Source organism: Hafnia alvei (assembly GCF_034424155.1).
Taxonomy (GTDB): Bacteria; Pseudomonadota; Gammaproteobacteria; order Enterobacterales; family Enterobacteriaceae; genus Hafnia; species Hafnia alvei.
This window is the reverse complement of record NZ_CP139992.1, coordinates 1,134,745-1,153,912: the sequence shown is the minus strand read 5'-3', so window position 1 is coordinate 1,153,912 and position 19,168 is coordinate 1,134,745. Positions and strand designations below refer to the sequence as shown.

The 19,168-nt window shown below is 49.4% G+C and carries 17 protein-coding genes; 10 read left to right on the top strand and 7 right to left on the bottom strand.

Annotation, left to right across the window (positions count from 1 at the left end; all coding sequences use genetic code 11):
* Positions 1–236: 236 nt before the first annotated feature.
* Entirely contained in the window at positions 237–2,642 is a 2,406-nt protein-coding gene (gene ybbP, locus U0008_RS05300; protein WP_043491540.1) for a putative ABC transporter permease subunit YbbP, read from the bottom strand.
* Positions 2,639–3,325: a putative ABC transporter ATP-binding protein YbbA gene (gene ybbA, locus U0008_RS05295; RefSeq protein ID WP_043491538.1), complete on the bottom strand. Its 687-nt coding sequence runs from the start codon at positions 3,323–3,325 to the stop codon at positions 2,639–2,641. Before ybbA ends, ybbP begins: the two co-directional genes overlap by 4 nt.
* Here ybbA and tesA point away from each other — a divergent pair.
* From tesA to U0008_RS05250, 9 genes are all read left to right on the top strand, one after another.
* On the top strand, positions 3,296–3,934 hold the full coding sequence (tesA, locus tag U0008_RS05290; protein WP_043491535.1) for a multifunctional acyl-CoA thioesterase I/protease I/lysophospholipase L1: 639 nt from the start codon (positions 3,296–3,298) through the stop codon (positions 3,932–3,934). The two genes, ybbA and tesA, sit on opposite strands and share 30 nt — an antisense overlap.
* A gap of 54 nt (positions 3,935–3,988) precedes the next feature.
* Complete coding sequence (locus tag U0008_RS05285; RefSeq protein ID WP_025800568.1) at positions 3,989–4,762, top strand: SDR family oxidoreductase; 774 nt, start codon at positions 3,989–3,991, stop codon at positions 4,760–4,762.
* A 74-nt stretch (positions 4,763–4,836) separates the two neighbouring features.
* A complete protein-coding gene (locus tag U0008_RS05280; protein WP_025800567.1) occupies positions 4,837–5,691 on the top strand; it encodes a co-chaperone YbbN in 855 nt (284 codons plus the stop codon).
* Positions 5,692–6,012: 321 nt separating this feature from the next.
* The gene (locus tag U0008_RS05275; RefSeq protein WP_043491532.1) at positions 6,013–6,939 is read left to right on the top strand and encodes a hypothetical protein; all 927 of its coding nucleotides are present in this window, start codon (positions 6,013–6,015) and stop codon (positions 6,937–6,939) included.
* Between the two features lie 66 nt (positions 6,940–7,005).
* Entirely contained in the window at positions 7,006–7,350 is a 345-nt protein-coding gene (locus U0008_RS05270; RefSeq protein ID WP_043491530.1) for a hypothetical protein, read from the top strand.
* A gap of 10 nt (positions 7,351–7,360) precedes the next feature.
* A complete protein-coding gene (locus tag U0008_RS05265) occupies positions 7,361–7,816 on the top strand; it encodes a DUF5071 domain-containing protein (protein ID WP_043491528.1) in 456 nt (151 codons plus the stop codon).
* Positions 7,817–8,158: 342 nt separating this feature from the next.
* Positions 8,159–9,847 carry a urocanate hydratase gene (gene hutU / locus U0008_RS05260; protein WP_043491526.1) on the top strand — a complete coding sequence of 563 codons (1,689 nt, stop codon included), beginning with the start codon at positions 8,159–8,161 and terminating at the stop codon, positions 9,845–9,847.
* Positions 9,847–11,382, top strand: a complete 1,536-nt coding sequence (gene hutH, locus U0008_RS05255) for a histidine ammonia-lyase (protein ID WP_043491525.1) — start codon at positions 9,847–9,849, stop codon at positions 11,380–11,382. Before hutU ends, hutH begins: the two co-directional genes overlap by 1 nt.
* 101 nt (positions 11,383–11,483) lie before the next feature.
* Positions 11,484–12,917 (top strand): L-histidine transporter HutT, encoded by a 1,434-nt coding sequence (locus tag U0008_RS05250; RefSeq protein WP_040044486.1) that lies wholly within the window; start codon positions 11,484–11,486, stop codon positions 12,915–12,917.
* 120 nt (positions 12,918–13,037) lie between these two features.
* Here the strand turns inward: U0008_RS05250 and U0008_RS05245 are convergent, their stop codons facing one another.
* The 3 genes from U0008_RS05245 to U0008_RS05235 form a co-directional block, all read right to left on the bottom strand.
* Positions 13,038–13,760, bottom strand: a complete 723-nt coding sequence (locus U0008_RS05245) for an amino acid ABC transporter ATP-binding protein (RefSeq protein ID WP_043491522.1) — start codon at positions 13,758–13,760, stop codon at positions 13,038–13,040.
* Entirely contained in the window at positions 13,747–14,511 is a 765-nt protein-coding gene (locus tag U0008_RS05240; protein WP_025800562.1) for an amino acid ABC transporter permease, read from the bottom strand. The genes U0008_RS05245 and U0008_RS05240 overlap by 14 nt, the downstream gene beginning before the upstream one ends.
* A gap of 95 nt (positions 14,512–14,606) precedes the next feature.
* Positions 14,607–15,374: a basic amino acid ABC transporter substrate-binding protein gene (locus tag U0008_RS05235; RefSeq protein WP_040044484.1), complete on the bottom strand. Its 768-nt coding sequence runs from the start codon at positions 15,372–15,374 to the stop codon at positions 14,607–14,609.
* Between the two features lie 355 nt (positions 15,375–15,729).
* Here U0008_RS05235 and U0008_RS05230 point away from each other — a divergent pair, with 355 nt between their 5' ends.
* Positions 15,730–15,957 carry an HP1242/YdcH family protein gene (locus U0008_RS05230; RefSeq protein WP_025800560.1) on the top strand — a complete coding sequence of 76 codons (228 nt, stop codon included), beginning with the start codon at positions 15,730–15,732 and terminating at the stop codon, positions 15,955–15,957.
* A 114-nt stretch (positions 15,958–16,071) separates the two neighbouring features.
* Here the strand turns inward: U0008_RS05230 and eno are convergent, their stop codons facing one another.
* Together eno and pyrG are read right to left on the bottom strand one after the other, a co-directional pair.
* Positions 16,072–17,376 carry a phosphopyruvate hydratase gene (eno, locus tag U0008_RS05225; RefSeq protein ID WP_025800559.1) on the bottom strand — a complete coding sequence of 435 codons (1,305 nt, stop codon included), beginning with the start codon at positions 17,374–17,376 and terminating at the stop codon, positions 16,072–16,074.
* An 83-nt stretch (positions 17,377–17,459) separates the two neighbouring features.
* Positions 17,460–19,097, bottom strand: coding sequence for a glutamine hydrolyzing CTP synthase (gene pyrG, locus U0008_RS05220; RefSeq protein WP_025800558.1), 1,638 nt, complete (start codon positions 19,095–19,097; stop codon positions 17,460–17,462).
* Between the last annotated feature and the right edge of the window lie 71 nt (positions 19,098–19,168).

Genomic DNA, 19,168 nt, shown 5'->3' with positions numbered 1-19,168 from the left:
AATTCCTTTTAAATATTAACCACTCGTCCATATATCCTATAAAAATCTCATAACCTGATATTACTTATGAACTGCATTACATGCAATTATTCGCACCAAAAACATATAGTTTTACCGAATAAACGAGCTAACACATCGGGATTTATGTAGCTATTAGCCCACGAAGCGGGGATTAATAAAGCAATTAATTGAATAATATATCAATGAGCACGCCGATAACGGCGTGCTCATATTCGTTATCGCTTAAGCAAACGAGCACCTAAGAAACCACCGCACAATGAACGCAACAGCGCTCCACTAATAGGAACTAAAGCCCACATTAAGTAATTCGGCTGCCACGCAAAATCAAACACCTGCCGCTGTAGCAACCACAATGCCACTTCAGCACCCGCCGCTGCTGCAATACCAGACACCAATCCTAATAAGGCAAATTCGCTCCACAGTGTACGACGCAGTAAACGCATGCCCGCACCCAGTGTACGATAAACCCTGAGCTCCTGCCGGCGTTGCTGCATGCCCACCTGCACCTGCGCCATGAGTAGCAATACGCCGCAGATAATCACCAGAATCACCATCACTTCTAAGGCGCGGCTTACCTGCTGTAATACCTGACTCGCCTGTTGCAATATTGCGCCAATATCAAGCAGGCTCAGCGTTGGAAATTGCCGATTAAGCTGAGTCAGTAGCTGTTCGCTGCCCACATAACGGAAGCTGGTTAGCCACGTTTGCGGCTGGCCATCCAAGGCATGTGGAGGGAAAATGAAGTAAAAGTTTGGCCGCAGGCTTTCCCAATCAACTTTACGTAGACTAGTGATTTTGGCGCTAAAGTTTTGCGTATCGCCACTAAACGTCACCTCATCACCGATCCCCAAACCAAGACGTTCGGCAATTCCCTGCTCGATGGAAACCTCGCCGGTCTTCGGTGGCCAATATCCCGCCGTTAACGGATTATGCTCAGGTAACTTATCTTGCCACGTCAGATTCAGCTCACGGTTAACCGCTTCGCCCCCCGGCGCATCTTCAGCGATTAATTTTGTCGCTTCATGCCCGTTAATTTCCGTTAAACGCACGCGCACCACGGGATAAAATGTACGCGCCTCAACCTGATGTTGCTCAAGGAAGTTTTTTACCTGTGGAACCTGCTGCTCCGTCATGTTCATCAGAAAATAGTTCGGGCTGTCCGGCGGTAATTGCTGCTGCCAACGATCGAGCAAATCCCCGCGCAACACAAGCAGCAGAGCCAATAGCATGAACGACAGTGAGAACGCCGCCAACTGACTGATTGTCGCCGCAGGTTGACGCAATAAGCGGTTAACCGCTAAACGTAACGCCAAATTCTTAAGCGTGAGCCTACGCAGCACAACTAATCCCCCCCAGCCCACCACGCTGAGCAGAAACGCCAGTGCCACCATGCCCAGCAGCAGTGACCACAGCAGCGTGCTAAGCCCAACTAACGATATCAACCCCGCAACTAAAATCAGCGCCGTGATGGGCAGGTAGTAACGCAGCGGCCACACCACGCGAAACGCATCGCTACGCAGCACGCGCAACGGCTGAGTGGCTATCAGTTGGCGATAAGGTCTTAACCCAACCACCAGCGAAATCAGAACCATGCCCCCTAGCGCCCAAACCCAAGGCCAGCCTCCCGCAGCGGGAAAGGCAGCCGGTAATACAGGGGCCAACAAGCGGATCAATAACGCTTCAAACAATAGCCCTAGCGCGCTTCCCGCAACACCAGATACCAGCAGCAAGGCCAACCATTGTCCCGCAATGAAACGCAGCAACGTTTTACGCCCAGCACCGAGCGTTTTTAGGATCGCCACCAGTTCATAGCGGCTTCGGCAATAATGGTTCATCGCAACGGTGACAGCCGCCACCGCAAGTAAAAGTGTGAGTAACGCGGATAACAGCAAAAATTGCTGCGAGCGCTGCAATGATTTGCCCAGCGTCCCCCCCGACTCCTCCAGCCCAAACAGCTTTTGGTCAGGCTTCAGCTGTGGCGTGAGATACTGCGTAAACCGTTCGATAGCATCAGCGGGGCCTGCAAACATGTAGCGATAGCTCAGGCGACTGCCCGGTTGCACCGCGCCCGTTTTATCAACATCGGCAAGATTGATAAGAATTCTTGGTGCGGTTTGAAACGGATTAAACCCGTTGTCTGGTTCTTGCACCACCACGCCCGCCACTTTTAGCGTTGCGTCTCCCACATCTAAGCTATCCCCCACTTTAAGATTTAACAGCGAGAGCAAACGAGAGGCGACCAGTACTTCACCCGGCTCAGGACGTAATCCGGCAGGTTGCGTAATTAGCTCACCGTATAGCGGATAAAGCGTGTCGGTTGCCTTTACATCCGCCAACTGCGGTCTATCTCCAGCAAACGTCATAGTGGTAAACGAAAGCTGGCGGCTTACACTCAACCCATCGTGCTGAGCCTGCGTTAGCCATTGCTCATCGGCAGGATGCGCGCTGCGCAGAACTTTATCACCGGCCAGAAAATCGCGGCTTTGCTGACTCAGCCCGCGCTCCATTCGGTCACTGATACTTCCCAGTGCCAACACGCAGGCCACTGCCAACGTTAAAGCCATCCAAACAATCAATAACGAAGGCGATTTCCACTCGCGCCAAAACCAACGCAGAATCATGCTTCCTCCTGCAATACGCCTTCAACCAAGCGCATACGACGCTGGCATCTTGCTGCCAACTGAGGATCGTGAGTCACCAAAATCAAAGTGGTATCAAAATCAGTATTCAGGGAAAACAGAAGATCGGCGATGCGATCGCCGGTGTGACGATCGAGATTACCGGTTGGCTCATCGGCAAAGAGAACTTTGGGACGCCCGCTGAACGCACGCGCCAACGCCACGCGCTGCTGTTCTCCCCCTGAAAGCTGCGCCGGTAGATGATTCAAACGCTTGCCCAGCCCAAGCTGCTCTAGCAGCTGCACCGCCTGTTGACGGCTTTGACGATCGCTATCACCGCGCAGCAGCGCCGGGAGTTGAACGTTCTCCAACGCCGTCAGCGTGGGCACCAACATGAAAGACTGAAACACAAAGCCAACGTCACGTGCACGCAGCGCCGCCCGTTGTTCCTCGTCCATTTGATCTAAACGCTGGCCTAAAAGGGAAACCTCTCCGCTAGTTCCATCATCTAAACCGGCTAAAATCCCCAGCAGCGTTGATTTACCTGACCCCGACTCGCCAATCAACGCTAATGTTTGCGCAGGTTTGACAACCAGCTCAACTCCGGTAAGGATGGAAAGCTGACTATCACCTTGACCGACCTCTTTGGCTAAATGATGAACTTCAAGAACATTTTCCGTTGGCATATCCCTTTCCTTCTTCTTTTCAGCTTGTTATGTGGGCGGGCAATGGCCGCTGATACATTATTAATATTAGGCGACAGCCTTAGCGCAGGCTATCGGTTACCGATTGCCGATTCATGGGCCACCCGTCTTGCGCAGCAATGGCAAAAAACAACGCCGCCGGTTTCCGTGGTGAATGGTAGCATCAGCGGTGATACTGCCGATCAAGGTCTTGCTCGGCTCCCCGCGTTGTTGAAACAACATCAGCCGCGCTGGGTATTGATCGAACTCGGCGCTAACGATGGGCTAAGAGGCTTTGCTCCTGCCGATATCGAAACGGCCTTAGGAAAAATAATTACTCAGGTACAACAGGCGAAAGCACAGCCACTGCTGATGCAAATTCAGCTACCACCTAACTATGGCCGCCGCTACACCGAAGCCTTTGCGGCTATTTATCCTAAACTCGCAAAACAACATCAAATACCGCTTATTCCATTCTATATGGAACAGGTGGCGCTAAAACCCGAGTGGATGCAGCAGGACGGATTACACCCAAACGGCAAAGCACAGCCGTTTATTGCACAATGGATGAGCGAACAGCTCCACCCGTTGCTGACGAATCCCCATCAGTAATGTTTTAATTAAACATCTTTAACGCCGTGCCAACAGGTTTATATAGGTAAAGTTATGCAAAAAGCCATCCTTATCACCGGCTGCTCCAGCGGAATTGGACTTACCGCAGCGCAGGATCTCCGCAACCGGGGATATCGCGTGTTAGCCGCTTGTCGCAAGCCGCAGGACGTTGAGGTGATGCGCGATCTGGGCATGGAAGGTATTGAGCTGGATTTGGACGACAGCGAGAGCGTGGAACGCGCCGCGGCCGAAGTGATTCGTATCACTGAAGGACGCCTGTATGCGCTGTTTAACAACGGCGGCTTTGGCCTCTACGGCCCGCTTAACACCATCAGCCGAGCCGAATTAGAACGGCAGTTTGCCACTAACCTTTTTGGCACCCACCAGCTCACCCAGCTTTTATTACCCATTATGCTGCCACACGGTGAAGGCCGAATTATTCAAACCAGCTCGGTGATGGGACTCGTCGCCACGCCGGGACGTGGTGCTTATGCCGCGAGTAAATTTGCGCTTGAAGGCTGGTCTGATGCACTGCGGATGGAACTACACGGCAGCGGCATCCATGTTTCACTGATTGAACCAGGCCCGATAAATACCCGCTTCACCAGCAATGTGCATCAAATGGAAAAAGATAAGCCAGTGACCAATCCAGGTATTGCAGAGCGCTTTACGCTCACGCCTGATGCCATTCTGCCTAAGCTACATCATGCCTTAGAAAGCAAAAGACCCAAGCTTCGTTATCCGGTCACGCTGGTCGCGCACGCGCTAACCGTGCTGCGCCGTATTTTGCCAGGACGGTTACTCGACAAAGTTCTGCGTGGAAATTAACAGCTTGGCATTGCAAACGGCCAGATAAGCCCCATATCGTTTTTATATGTTTAAGCGTCTGAGAGAACAAAAGAATGCTAAATAATTCCGTGATCAACGTTACCGAAGCCAACCTACATCAGACGCTAGAGCAGTCTGCGTCTATTCCAGTGCTGTTCTACTTCTGGTCTGAACGCAGCCAGCATTGCCTCCAGCTCAACCCGATTCTCGACAAACTCGCGTCAGAATACGCAGGCCAGTTCGTGCTGGCTAAAGTTGACTGCGACGCAGAGCAAATGGTGGCCTCACAGTTTGGTCTGCGTGCCATCCCAACGGTTTATCTCTTTAAAGATGGCCAGCCTGTGGATGGCTTCCAAGGGCCACAGTCTGAAGAATTTATCCGCGAACTGTTAGGCCGCTTCTTGCCAAAAGAAGAAGAGCTGAAAGCCGCACAGGCAGCTGAATTCATTGCCGAAGGCAAAATGGCCGAAGCCTTGCCGTTGCTGAAAGAAGCGCGCGCGTTGGATTCTAAACGCAGCGACATCGCGTTGATGCTAGCCGAAGTACAGATCGCGCTCAACCGCAGCGATGAAGCAGAAACCGTGTTGGCAACCATCCCAATGCAGGATCAGGACTCTCGCTATCAAGGACTCGTGGCGCAAATCGAATTACTGAAACAAGCCGCCGATACCCCTGAAATTCAGCTGCTGCAAAAACAGGTAGACGCTGAGCCTGAAAATGCGGTCATTGCCGCTCAGTTGGCTTTACAGCTGCATCAGGTTGGACGCAACGAAGAGGCCCTTGAACTGCTGATGGTTCATCTACGCAAAGATCTGACCGCCGCCGACGGCGCTGCGCGTAAAACCCTGATGGACATTCTCGCCGCGTTGGGGAATGGTGATGCATTGGCGTCTAAGTATCGGAAACAACTGTATTCGTTGTTGTATTAATCAATAGCTATTCATTCTCGATACTAATGCCGCTGATATTAAATTAGCGGCATTTCATAATAAAATCTGATATATACAATTTTTTAAATAACTACGACTCATTCCTAAAAAGCATCTCAAAAAATAAAGATTGATCGAAATCAATATATTAGCCTCATCTAAGAAAAAATATGATTACCCTCGCTTGATAATAGACAACCTTAATCTATCATTTTTAGTGATAGTTTAAGGCCGATGATAAACATCGTTTTCCCCGGCTATCACCAACTCTATTTTCATTAAAAACAGTTTGTCTCTGATATTAACAAGAGAGGATAAATCATGGGTAAAAGTCCAAGTATTGAAGAAATGGAAAAAAAAGATAAAAAAAGCCGTGAATATTTAGATGAAATAGCCAACGAATTAACTAATAAACTCGGTAATACCTACGCAACATTAGAAAAAGAAGCTGAAAATTTCTATCAAAAAGAACATGAAAAACCTTGGTCTAGCGATCTTTATATTACGGGTAAACAATTTGATTACCAATCTGTGCAAGAATGGTCGCTCGCATCTGTATCTGCCATTATTAATAAAATATCCGCTGCGGTTATTGGCACCGTTGATGGAAAAGTAGAAAATCTGCCAGCAGGAACTGATTCAGGAGATAAAGCACAGGATATTAATAAAAAGTACGACATGAACAAGGATAAGCGATTATTAATTGCGACTAACTGCTTTAACCTGCTGGCCGGTATCGTTGGATCGTTCGGCAATGCCACCTCGATTACCGTGAAACACGGTACTAAGTCAGATCCTATTGGTGGTGGGCTACGAATTTTCGGCTCCGTCGGAACCCAAACCTTCCAGCGTTCCTCTTTCTTCAATAACGAGAAAATCGCAACCTACCAGTTTGCTTATATTGTGAGATTCTCCGTTGAAGAGTTTGAACTGCAGGCGAAAATTGCGCTTATAGATCAGTACCAAAACACGTTAAACGTGACAAAATTTGCCTCAGATAAAAATGACCAACAGTTCTTTGAGGATAAAATCACCTATGAACAGTGGTCAGTCATGTCTGCTAAATTTGAAAAGGTTATGGAAGATGTATTAAAGAAAATACGAGAACTCGATCCAAAAAAAGAAAGAGGAACACAATTGGCCAAAGAATTCATTTCTCAAAATGGTCTATACAGAATATTTTACTCCAGCAACAAACATCTACTCGAAGCAATAAAACGCAGAGAGGCGGGGTTGTTAAAGATATAATTAAAAAAATATTTATTCCTGTTCAAATTCATACCCACAGCAATTAAATATTATAGGAAAATCCTTATGCCCAATTATTATCGGCTTGGGAATAGAACCCCAGCTAATTTTACGCCACGTATTGCCGATACCGTAGGGCCCGGTGCGGGGCTCTCCATGGCAAATACGGCTCCAGCAGTAAGGGCGCAGGTTATTGACTCAGCCTTAACTCAGATGACCCAAATTATTAATACACCTACTCCAGGAAACCCACAGCATTATTCAATTTTGCCAAATCCCAATGTAGGGCAGGATTTGCTAGATTGGGCCGCAACCCGAGAGGCTCTGCTCGCCGATAATACATGGACGAATCCTCTTATCGGGCCCTACACTACGGACGTCAACACGGCACGTACAGGCCAAGTTAACTAGGGGAAGATTTATGGATCTCATTAAAAAAATGTGCGGTTCATTTGATTTCACAACGATTTCTTCTGAACTCTATGCACTTATTCCACAGGATAAAACGGACGTAGAAACAGCCAAAAAAGCGGTGGACTACGGCTATCCCGGTGTTGCCCCTATTCTGCCGGTGCTCATCTACTGGCTACAGGATCTTAACTGGCCGGTAGCGCAGGAGTTAACGCCGTTTTTAGCCAAAATTGGTGCCCCGCTAAAACAGCCAGTACTTGATGTGCTAAAAACTCAAGACTCGATTTGGAAATATTGGGTCGTCAGTGAATTAGTCGATACAACCGACCTACAACTGGCCAAAGCCATCGCCCCTGAGCTACAGCATTTGAAACTCAAAACGGCGGCGAGCGTCGACGAGGATGATATTAGCGTCAATTCAGCTATTGACGCGATTTTGCATAAACTCCAAACGCAACGCCCTTAGTTCCATCTGATATAGAGGTGGCGAAATTCAGTGTGTTTTTCGTCGCCTTTCTCTATTGTCTTTTCATTGATTCACTCCCCCACCTGTGATCCCCTTCCCAATTCTTATACAACCAGCCCTGTCGCTATCGCCTAAAATCCTTCACAATTAAGAAATTAATTCGTTGTTTTATCTACAAATACTTTTCTTCTACACGTCCTTATTCCTTTAAATCACGCGTATAAAATCTATTTGCATATACTTGTCTATACAAGTATATGTTAATCAATAACAGCTTTTGTTAAACACTAGTTAACTAGTAAATCCTGATATCTGAACTGATAACGCGAAAGGAAAATAAAAGTGACTCTTCCAAACCGACTGCGTGAAATCGACATCCGCGCCCCGCGTGGTACTCAACTCAATGCCAAAAGCTGGCAGACCGAAGCGCCGTTGCGCATGCTGATGAATAATCTCGATCCTGAAGTGGCAGAAAACCCTCATGAATTAGTGGTTTATGGCGGCATCGGGCGCGCTGCACGCAACTGGGAGTGCTACGACAAAATCGTTGAAACACTGAAAAATTTAAACGACGACGAAACTCTGCTGGTGCAATCTGGCAAACCCGTTGGCGTATTCAAAACCCACAGCAATGCACCGCGCGTATTGATTGCTAACTCCAATCTGGTACCACACTGGGCAACGTGGGAACACTTCAATGAGCTCGATGCCAAAGGCTTGGCTATGTACGGCCAAATGACCGCGGGCAGCTGGATTTACATCGGTAGCCAAGGCATCGTTCAGGGTACCTATGAAACGTTTGTGGAAGCAGGCCGCCAACACTACAACGGCGATCTGACCGGTCGTTGGGTTCTGACCGCAGGCTTAGGCGGCATGGGTGGCGCTCAGCCGTTAGCCGCAACCATGGCTGGGCTGACCTCATTAAACATCGAATGCCAGCAAAGCCGTATCGATTTTCGTCTGAAAACGGGCTACGTCGACGAACAGGCAACCGATCTGGATGACGCGCTGGCACGTATCAAACGTTATACCGAGGCGGGCAAAGCTATCTCTATTGCTCTGTGCGGCAATGCGGCAGAAATTCTGCCTGAATTAGTTCGTCGCGACGTACGCCCAGACATGGTGACTGACCAAACCAGCGCGCACGACCCACTCAATGGCTATTTACCGAAAGGCTGGACATGGGAATCATATCGCGAGCGAGCGCTGGCCGAGCCTGCATTCGTGGTGAATGCCGCTAAAGAGTCCATGGCTGAGCACGTTGAAGCCATGCTAGCGTTCCAAAAGATGGGCATTCCTACCTTTGACTACGGCAACAACATCCGCCAGATGGCCAAAGAGATGGGCGTGACTCACGCTTTCGATTTCCCTGGTTTTGTCCCTGCTTATATTCGCCCACTGTTCTGCCGTGGCGTAGGTCCGTTCCGCTGGGCGGCATTGTCAGGCGATCCTGAAGATATCTTCAAAACCGATGCCATGGTTAAAGAACTTATTCCTGACGATGAACACCTGCATCACTGGCTGGATATGGCGCGTGAGCGCATTCATTTCCAAGGGCTGCCAGCGCGTATTTGCTGGGTTGGTTTAGGCCAGCGCGCTAAGTTAGGTTTAGCTTTCAATGAAATGGTTCGCAGCGGCGCGCTATCTGCCCCTATTGTGATAGGTCGCGACCACTTAGACTCAGGCTCGGTTGCCAGCCCAAACCGCGAAACAGAATCCATGCAAGATGGGTCGGACGCCGTATCCGACTGGCCACTGCTGAACGCATTATTAAACACCGCCAGCGGAGCAACATGGGTTTCACTGCATCACGGCGGCGGCGTGGGAATGGGCTTCTCTCAGCACTCTGGCATGGTTATCGTGTGTGATGGCACCGATGAAGCCGCTGAACGCATCGCCCGCGTACTGCACAACGATCCCGCTACCGGCGTGATGCGTCATGCGGATGCTGGCTATGAGATCGCCATTGAATGCGCACACGAGCAGGGATTAAACCTGCCAATGATTACCTCCGCTCAGGGGAAAAAATAATGTACGAATTAATGCTTCAGCCAGGAAAAATTACCCTTAGCCAGTTGCGTGAAATCTATCATCATCCGGTGCATATTCAACTGCACAGCAGCGCGCGTGAGCCAATTCGTCAAAGCGTGGCCTGCGTTGAGCGTATCGTAGCCGAAGGCCGTACCGCCTACGGCATCAACACCGGTTTTGGCCTGCTAGCTTCAACACGTATTGAAACCTGCGATTTAGAAAACCTTCAGCGTTCCATCGTACTTTCACATGCGGCGGGTGTAGGCAGCGCTAACGATGACGCGATCGTACGCTTAATCATGGTGATGAAAATCAATAGCCTAGCGCGTGGCTTCTCGGGGATTCGTGAAGAAGTGCTGGACGCGTTGATTGCCTTGGTGAATGCCGAAGTGTATCCACATATTCCGGTAAAAGGCTCCGTCGGCGCTTCGGGGGATTTAGCCCCGCTGGCGCACATGAGTCTGGTGCTGCTGGGTGAAGGCCAGGCACGCTATCAAGGTGAATGGCTACCCGCCACGCAGGCGCTGGAGAAAGCCGGTTTGAAGCCGATTCAACTGGCAGCCAAAGAAGGGTTGGCGCTACTTAATGGCACACAGGTTTCAACCGCCTATGCGCTACGTGGCCTTTTCGACGCAGAAGATATGTATGCCTCTGCGTTAGTGTGCGGCGGTTTAACCGTTGAAGCCGTGCTGGGTTCACGCAGCCCGTTTGACGCCCGTATTCACGACGTGCGTGGGCAAATTGGCCAAATCGACAGCGCCGCAGCCTACCGCCATCTGCTCGGTGAACGCAGCGAAGTGTCGGATTCCCATCACAACTGCGGAAAAGTGCAAGACCCCTACTCCTTGCGCTGCCAGCCACAGGTGATGGGAGCTTGCTTAACGCAAATCCGTCAGGCCGCTGCGGTATTAGAAATTGAAGCTAACGCGGTTTCCGATAACCCGCTGGTCTTCGCTGAGCAAAATGACGTGGTCTCTGGCGGAAACTTCCACGCCGAGCCAGTGGCCATGGCGGCGGATAATCTGGCGCTGGCGTTAGCTGAAATCGGTGCGCTGTCTGAACGCCGAACCTCGCTGATGATGGATAAGCATATGTCACAGCTGCCGCCATTCTTGGTGAACAACGGCGGCGTTAACTCTGGCTTTATGATTGCTCAGGTCACTGCGGCCGCGCTAGCCAGCGAAAACAAAGCCCTCGCGCATCCTTCCAGCGTTGATAGTTTACCGACTTCTGCTAATCAGGAAGACCATGTATCGATGGCACCGGCAGCCGGTCGTCGACTCTGGGAAATGGCAGAAAACGTGCGTGGGATTCTGGCTATTGAATGGCTTTCTGCCTGCCAAGGGTTAGATTTCCGCAACGGTTTAAAAACCAGCCCACGGTTAGAACAAGCACGTCAGCTGTTACGCGAAAGCGTGGCTTATTACGACAAGGATCGTTTCTTCGCCCCCGACATTGAAGCCGCCAGCCAGCTATTAGGTTCCGGTCAGCTCAAAGCGCTCATTCCTAGCGCGCTGCTGCCTAGCCAAGCCTAAGTCCTCTCTCATTATCTGCAAAAAGTAAGAGCACGCGGGGTATATATTCTATACCCTGCGTCGGTAATCTGTACCTGCCGACCAATATGACGGGATAAAACATGCAAAATAATAATGAAACATCGCCCCTGCAACCGCACAACACCTCGCACCTCAAACGTGGTCTGAACGCACGCCACATTCGTTTTCTAGCCTTAGGATCTGCCATCGGCACCGGTCTGTTTTACGGCTCTGCGGGCGCGATACAACTCGCCGGCCCCGCGGTTTTATTAGCCTACTTAGTGGGCGGGCTCGCTGTTTTCATGGTGATGCGCGCGCTGGGGGAAATGGCGGTACATCAGCCGGTATCCGGCTCTTTCGGTCACTATGCCAGCCGCTATCTTGGCCCCTTAGCCGGTTTCATCACCGGGTGGACATATACTTTTGAAATGGTGATTGTCGGCATGGCTGACGTCACGGCCTTCGGCATCTACATGGGCCTCTGGTTCCCCGATGTTTCCCAATGGATTTGGGTGCTCAGTATCGTGTGCTTTATCGGTGCGTTAAACCTGTGCAGCGTTAAAGTATTTGGCGAAATGGAGTTTTGGCTCTCGCTGATTAAAGTGGTCGCGATTATCGCCATGATCGTCGGCGGCGGCGCCATTATGATGTTTGGTTTCGGTCAGCATGAACAGGCAACGGGTTTTAGTAATCTGTGGCAGCACGGCGGATTTATGCCAAACGGCATTACCGGCGTCATCGCTTCGCTAGCGGTGGTGATGTTTGCCTTCGGTGGGATAGAAATTATCGGCGTAACGGCGAGCGAAGCCCGCGATCCGGCCAAGGTAATCCCTAAAGCCATCAATACAGTTCCAGTGCGTATTTTGCTGTTTTATGTCCTCACGCTGATGGTATTAATGGCGATTTATCCATGGAACAGCATTGGTCAGCATGGCAGCCCGTTCGTTGAAATCTTTAAAAGTCTGGGTATCAGTTCTGCCGCTCACGTCCTCAACGTAGTGGTCATCACCGCGGCAATATCGGCCATCAACAGCGACATTTTTGGCGCTGGTCGCATGATGTATGGCATGGCAAAAGATGGGCAAGCGCCTCAGTGCTTTACCAAATTAACCGCGGGCGGCGTGCCATGGATGACGGTTCTGGTGATGGCGATTGCACTGCTCACGGGCGTGGTGTTGAACTATCTGATTCCAGAAAAAGTCTTCTTGATTATTGCCTCTATCGCTACCTTTGCCACAGTGTGGGTATGGCTGATGATCCTGCTTTCTCAGGTTGCTATGCGCCGCCAGATGAGCAAAGAAGAAGTCGCCACGCTGAAATTTCCCGTACCGTTCTGGCCGTTAGCGCCAGCGTTAACCATCATCTTCATGGCCTTCGTTATTGCGCTGCTCGGATATTTTGAAGACAGCCGAGTTGCTCTCGCCGTAGGTGTGGTGTGGATGGCGCTGCTGACGTTGGCATGGTGGATTTGGGTGAGAAAACCGAAAGGTCAATCTGTGAATGGTTTTAATGCTGAAACTGAGGCGGATGTGTAGCTCATCAGCTAATATCTCCACCTAGCCTCCCCCTTCGCAGGGGAGGAGCAGAGCGAGTTAATGCAGGCATCACTAATCGGTTCCCTCCCCTGCCAAGGGGAGGGTTAGGGTGGGGTCTGTCTAAAGAACTTTACTCAAAAATGCTGCCGTGCGTGGATTCTTTGGCGCGGTGAAAATCTGCTCCGGCGTACCTTCTTCCTGAATAATACCCTGGTCGATAAATACCACACGGTCGGCAACCTCACGGGCAAAGCCCATTTCATGAGTCACGATCACCATCGTCATTCCTTCCAGCGCCAGCTTCTTCATCACTTCCAACACTTCGCCAACCAGCTCAGGATCAAGCGCAGACGTCGGCTCATCAAAAAGAATAATCGAGGGATCCATCGCCATAGAACGTGCTATTGCCACGCGCTGCTGCTGCCCGCCAGATAAACTAGCAGGCCATGCATCAATTTTGTCGAGCAGACCCACCTTATCTAGCAAAACCTCAGCGCGCTTGAGCGCATCGGCACGCGACATCCCTTTCACCGACATCGGTGCCATAATCAGATTGTCTAACACCGTCATATGGGGGAACAGATTAAAACGCTGAAACACCATGCCAACGCTTTCGCGCATTTTATTTAAATTTGTTTTAGGGTTATGAACGTCAAAACCATTAACCGACACTTCGCCGCCGTCTGGTTTTTCTAGAGCATTGAGGCAGCGTAAAAACGTGCTTTTCCCCGATCCCGACGGGCCAATAATGCAAACCACTTCCTGTGGTTTGATATCGCAAGAGATCCCACGCAGCACGTGCGTTTCACTAAATTGCTTCTGCAAATTATCAACGTGAATCACTTTTGCTCAACCTCTTTTCCATATGTTGCACCAGCAGCGACAGGATGAACGTTAGCATCCAGTAAATCACTGAAATCGTTAGGTAGGGTTCCCAGTAAGTCGCATATGCGCCAGACACGGTACGCGCAGCGTACGCAAGATCGGCCAAGCCAATAGCGGAAGCCAGTGAAGAGTCTTTAACGATAGCAATCGCGTTATTTCCTAGCGGCGGGAGGATCCGGCGAAACGCCTGCGGCAAAATCACTTTGCGCATGGTTTTACCCCAGCTCATGCCGAGTGCGCGCGAGGCCTCCATTTGGCCGTGATCGATAGATTGAATACCCGCACGGAAAATTTCGGACACATAAGCGCCAGCATTAAGCGTAATCGCCACAATACACGAGAGGAATGCGCCATAGTCTGAGCGCAGCATACGGGCAAAATCTACGGACATCAGCCCGCTCGTCACCAAAACACCGTCGCGCGGGTTTATCAACAGAGGAACAAGGGCAAAATGCACCACCATAATCTGTACAAACAACGGTGTGCCGCGGAAAGCGCTCACGTAGACACGGACAGGCCATTGTACAAAATAACGCAACACGAAGCGCCACGGGCCATTTTCAGCCTTAGCCATTCTTCCTAAGCCTAAGGTTAATCCCCAAAGCGTGCCTAAAATCACACAGATAATGGTGCATTTAATGGTCATCCACGCGCCTTCAGCAAACAGCGGGGCATATTCCTGAATGATTTCCCAACGGAATCCGGTCATACAACTTTCCTGTTTATTGCATTTTTTCTATTTATGACAGCAAGTTATAACAGCTATACCGGCTGCGCCCAGTCCATAAGCGCAACCCACAGCGTTTACTTTTCAGGCAGCGTTGGAACGTTCGCGTCAAACCATTGGGTATAAATCTTGGCATAGGTCCCGTCGGCCACAATTTTCTTCAGGCCGGCATTAATTTTTCCGAGTAATTCTTGGTTGCCTTTTGCCACGGCGATACCAAAATACTGGCGTTCAAATTTGCTATCGGGAACCAGTTTGAATTCTTTCTCTGGATGATTTTTAATGTAGTACTTCACCACGCCCACATCGCCAACCGCCGCGCCTAGACCATCCTCATACAACTCTTGCAGCATCAGCGGCGTATTGTCGAAACGCTTAATATCAGTGCTGTTTTTGCCTAATACCTCAGACACCACGATGTCGCCGGTACTGGAGTTCACCACCCCAACCTTCTGTCCTTTCAGCGCATTAACCGAATCTACTTTTGAGCCATTCGGTACCACGATAGATTGTTCGGCAGGGAAATAAGGCGCGGAGAAGTCGACCATCTGCTGACGCTTATCGGTAATGGTGATGCCTGAAATAATAATGTCGCGATCGCCTGAGTTTAGCGTGGCGAAAATGCCTTCCCACGGCGTATTGACTAGTTTGATATCAAACCCTTCGGCCTTAGCGACCGCTTTGATGATATCGATATCAAAACCTTCCAATTGCTTCTGGCTATTTTCAAACTCAAATGGACGGTAGGTACCACCAGAGCCCACAACGTAGGTTTGTTGTGCAGCAAAAGAGCTCCCCATCATTGCAGCCATAAAACAGCCAGCCAAAACCATTTTCTTCAACATGTCTTTTCCCCTGACGTAAGATATTTTATTTATGCAGTTTTAATGCATAAAAATACACAACAAAGCATACCAACTCAATACCATTGCGAATAAAATTTTACTCCCAGCATAAAAATTCAATCTAACGTCACAATTAAGCATCAGTTGTTGCAGGGACTCATAATTCTAGTGAGAGATCTTATAAAGATACGCAAAGACTATTTTTTATACGGAATTAGATGGCATAAAAGAGAGGAGAAACGGCGGTGATAAAGACATAACTTTACGCTTTATCGAACACGTTGAGATATCGATTACAAAATAAGCAGAGTTTTTGTGGCATAGTACTTCTAGGTTTTGACAAAAAGGAGTGCATATGTTCCCAGAGTATCGAGATCTTATCTCAAGACTGAAAACAGAAGACGTCCGTTTTGCCACGCTCTTTCATGAGCACAACCAGTTGGATCACACGATCCGAAGGGCTGAAAACCGGCCAGGAGCCCCGTTTGATGAACAAATTGCAGGATTGAAACGAGAGAAGCTTAGATTGAAAGACGAGCTTTATAAAATCCTGCGATCGTATGAAGATGAAGCAACAACCTGATAGTTAGTCGTGTTGTTTTCTTCTGCATACAAAATACCGAATAAAAAAAACCCGCTCATGAGCGGGTTTTTTAATGAAGTCGTTTTTAATTAAAAAAACGTGCTCAGTAACGAATTACTGACCTTTAACTTCTTTCAGACCGTTGAATGGTGCTGGGGTGCCTTGTGCAGCCAGAGCTTCTTCGATACGAATCAGCTGGTTGTATTTAGCAACACGGTCAGAACGGCTCATAGAACCAGTTTTGATTTGGCCTGCAGCAGTACCAACAGCCAGGTCAGCGATGGTAGCATCTTCAGTTTCACCTGAACGGTGAGAGATAACTGCAGTGTAACCAGCGTCTTTAGCCATTTTGATTGCAGCCAGAGTTTCGGTCAGAGAACCGATCTGGTTGAATTTAATCAGGATGGAGTTAACGATACCTTTTTCGATACCTTCTTTCAGGATCTTGGTATTGGTTACGAACAGATCGTCACCGACCAGCTGGATTTTGTCGCCCAGTACTTTAGTCTGGTATGCGAAGCCATCCCAGTCAGATTCGTCCAGACCGTCTTCGATAGAAACGATTGGGTAATCTTTGGTCAGGTTTTCCAGGAAGTGGGTGAATTCTTCAGAGGTGAAAGCTTTGTTGCCTTCGCCAGCCAGAACGTATTTACCGTCTTTGTAGAATTCAGATGCAGCACAGTCCATAGCCAGAGTAACGTCTTTACCCAGCTCGTAGCCTGCTGCTTTAACCGCTTCAGCAATAACAGCCAGCGCTTCTGCGTTAGAACCCAGGTTTGGCGCGTAGCCACCTTCGTCACCAACAGCAGTGTTCATACCTTTAGACTTCAGAACTTTAGCCAGGTTGTGGAACACTTCAGAACCGATGCGAACCGCTTCTTTCAGAGTTTTAGCGCCAACAGGCTGGATCATGAACTCTTGGATATCAACGTTGTTGTCGGCATGTTCGCCGCCGTTGATGATGTTCATCATAGGCAGAGGCATAGAATATTTGCCTGGAGTGCCGTTCAGTTCAGCGATGTGCGCATACAGCGGCAGGCCTTTAGAGGCAGCAGCAGCTTTAGCAGCAGCCAGAGAAACAGCCAGAATAGCGTTAGCGCCAAACTTGGATTTGTTTTCTGTACCATCAAGATCGATCATGATCTTATCGATGTTAGCCTGGTCTTTCGCATCTTTACCCATAACCGCCTGAGCGATTGGGCCGTTTACAGCGGCAACGGCTTTCAGTACGCCTTTACCCATGAAACGGGATTTGTCACCGTCACGCAGTTCCAGCGCTTCACGGGAACCCGTTGAAGCACCTGATGGTGCAGCAGCCATACCGACAAAGCCGCCTTCCAGATGAACTTCAGCTTCTACAGTTGGGTTTCCGCGTGAGTCGATGATTTCGCGACCAATGACTTTAACGATTTTGGACATTAGGTTTTCCTCGATACAAGTTAAACTAAAAACTCCAGACGACAGGCGCGAAACCGATGCTTCGCGCCTACCAGTATATTCACTTATTTTGCCTGACGCTTCTGGTACTCACCGGCCGCTTTCACAAAACCAGCGAACAACGGATGTCCATCACGCGGCGTAGAAGTAAACTCTGGGTGGAACTGAGAGGCGACAAACCATGGGTGGTTTGGCAGCTCAATGATTTCCACCAGCTTGTTATCCGCAGAACGGCCGGTCACACGCAGACCCGCAGCTTCAATCTGTTTCAACAGCATGTTGTTTACTTCATAGCGATGGCGATGACGTTCAACGATAGTGGGTGAACCGTACATCTGACGAACCAAACTTCCGTCGGCCAGATTACATTGTTGTCCACCTAAACGCATCGTGCCACCTAGGTCGCTTTCTTCTGTACGTACTTCTACGTTGCCTTCTTCGTCACGCCATTCTGAAATCAGCGCAACCACTGGATATTTGCAGTCTGGTACAAACTCGGTTGAGTTCGCATCAGCCATGCCTGCCACGTTACGGGCAAACTCCATCAGAGCAACCTGCATACCCAAGCAAATGCCCAGATATGGAATATTATTTTCACGCGCATAGCGTGCGGTAGCGATTTTGCCTTCGATACCACGGTAGCCAAAGCCGCCCGGTACCAAGATCGCATCCAAACCTTTCAGCAGTTCAACGCCTTTGGTCTCTACGTCTTGCGAATCGATAAGCTTGATGTTCACGGTAACGCGATTTTTCAGGCCGCCGTGCTTCAATGCTTCAATAACAGACTTATAGGCATCCGGTAATTCGATGTATTTACCGACCATACCGATGGTCACTTCACCACCAGGATTGGCTTCTTCGTAAATCACCTGTTCCCATTCTGCCAGATTTGCTTCAGGACAGTTTAAGCTGAATCGTTTACAAATGTAATCATCAAGTCCCTGAGATTTCAAGAGGCCTGGGATTTTATAAATAGAATCAACGTCTTTCAGAGAAATAACTGCTTTCTCAGGAACATTACAGAATAGCGCAATTTTTGCGCGCTCATTCGCAGGAACAGCACGATCTGAACGACAAATCAGCACATCAGGCTGAATACCGATAGACAGAAGCTCTTTTACAGAGTGCTGAGTAGGCTTAGTTTTCACTTCGCCAGCCGCCGCCAGATACGGCACCAAAGTCAGGTGCATATACATGGTGTGCTCGCGACCCACTTCTACCGCCATTTGGCGAATAGCTTCGAGGAATGGCAAGGATTCGATATCACCGACGGTACCGCCGATCTCAACCAGAACCACATCGTGACCTTCGCCACCTTCAAGGATGCGTTCTTTGATTGCATTAGTGATATGAGGAATAACCTGAACGGTCGCGCCCAGATAATCGCCACGACGCTCTTTACGCAGCACATCAGAATAAATGCGGCCAGTAGTAAAGTTATTGCGGCGGGACATTTTGGTACGGATGAAACGCTCGTAATGACCTAAATCCAGATCGGTTTCTGCGCCGTCTTCGGTGACGAAAACTTCCCCGTGCTGGATAGGGCTCATCGTGCCCGGATCGACGTTGATGTACGGATCCAGTTTCATCATGCTTACGTTGAGGCCACGGGCTTCAAGAATAGCCGCCAGGGAGGCTGCGGCAATGCCTTTACCCAGAGAGGATACAACCCCGCCGGTCACAAAAATATAATTAGTTGTCATGCTGAACCTGAGAGTTAGGTTTAAAGACGATGGAAGAACCAAGACGGGACAGTAGTATACCCGAACCTTTC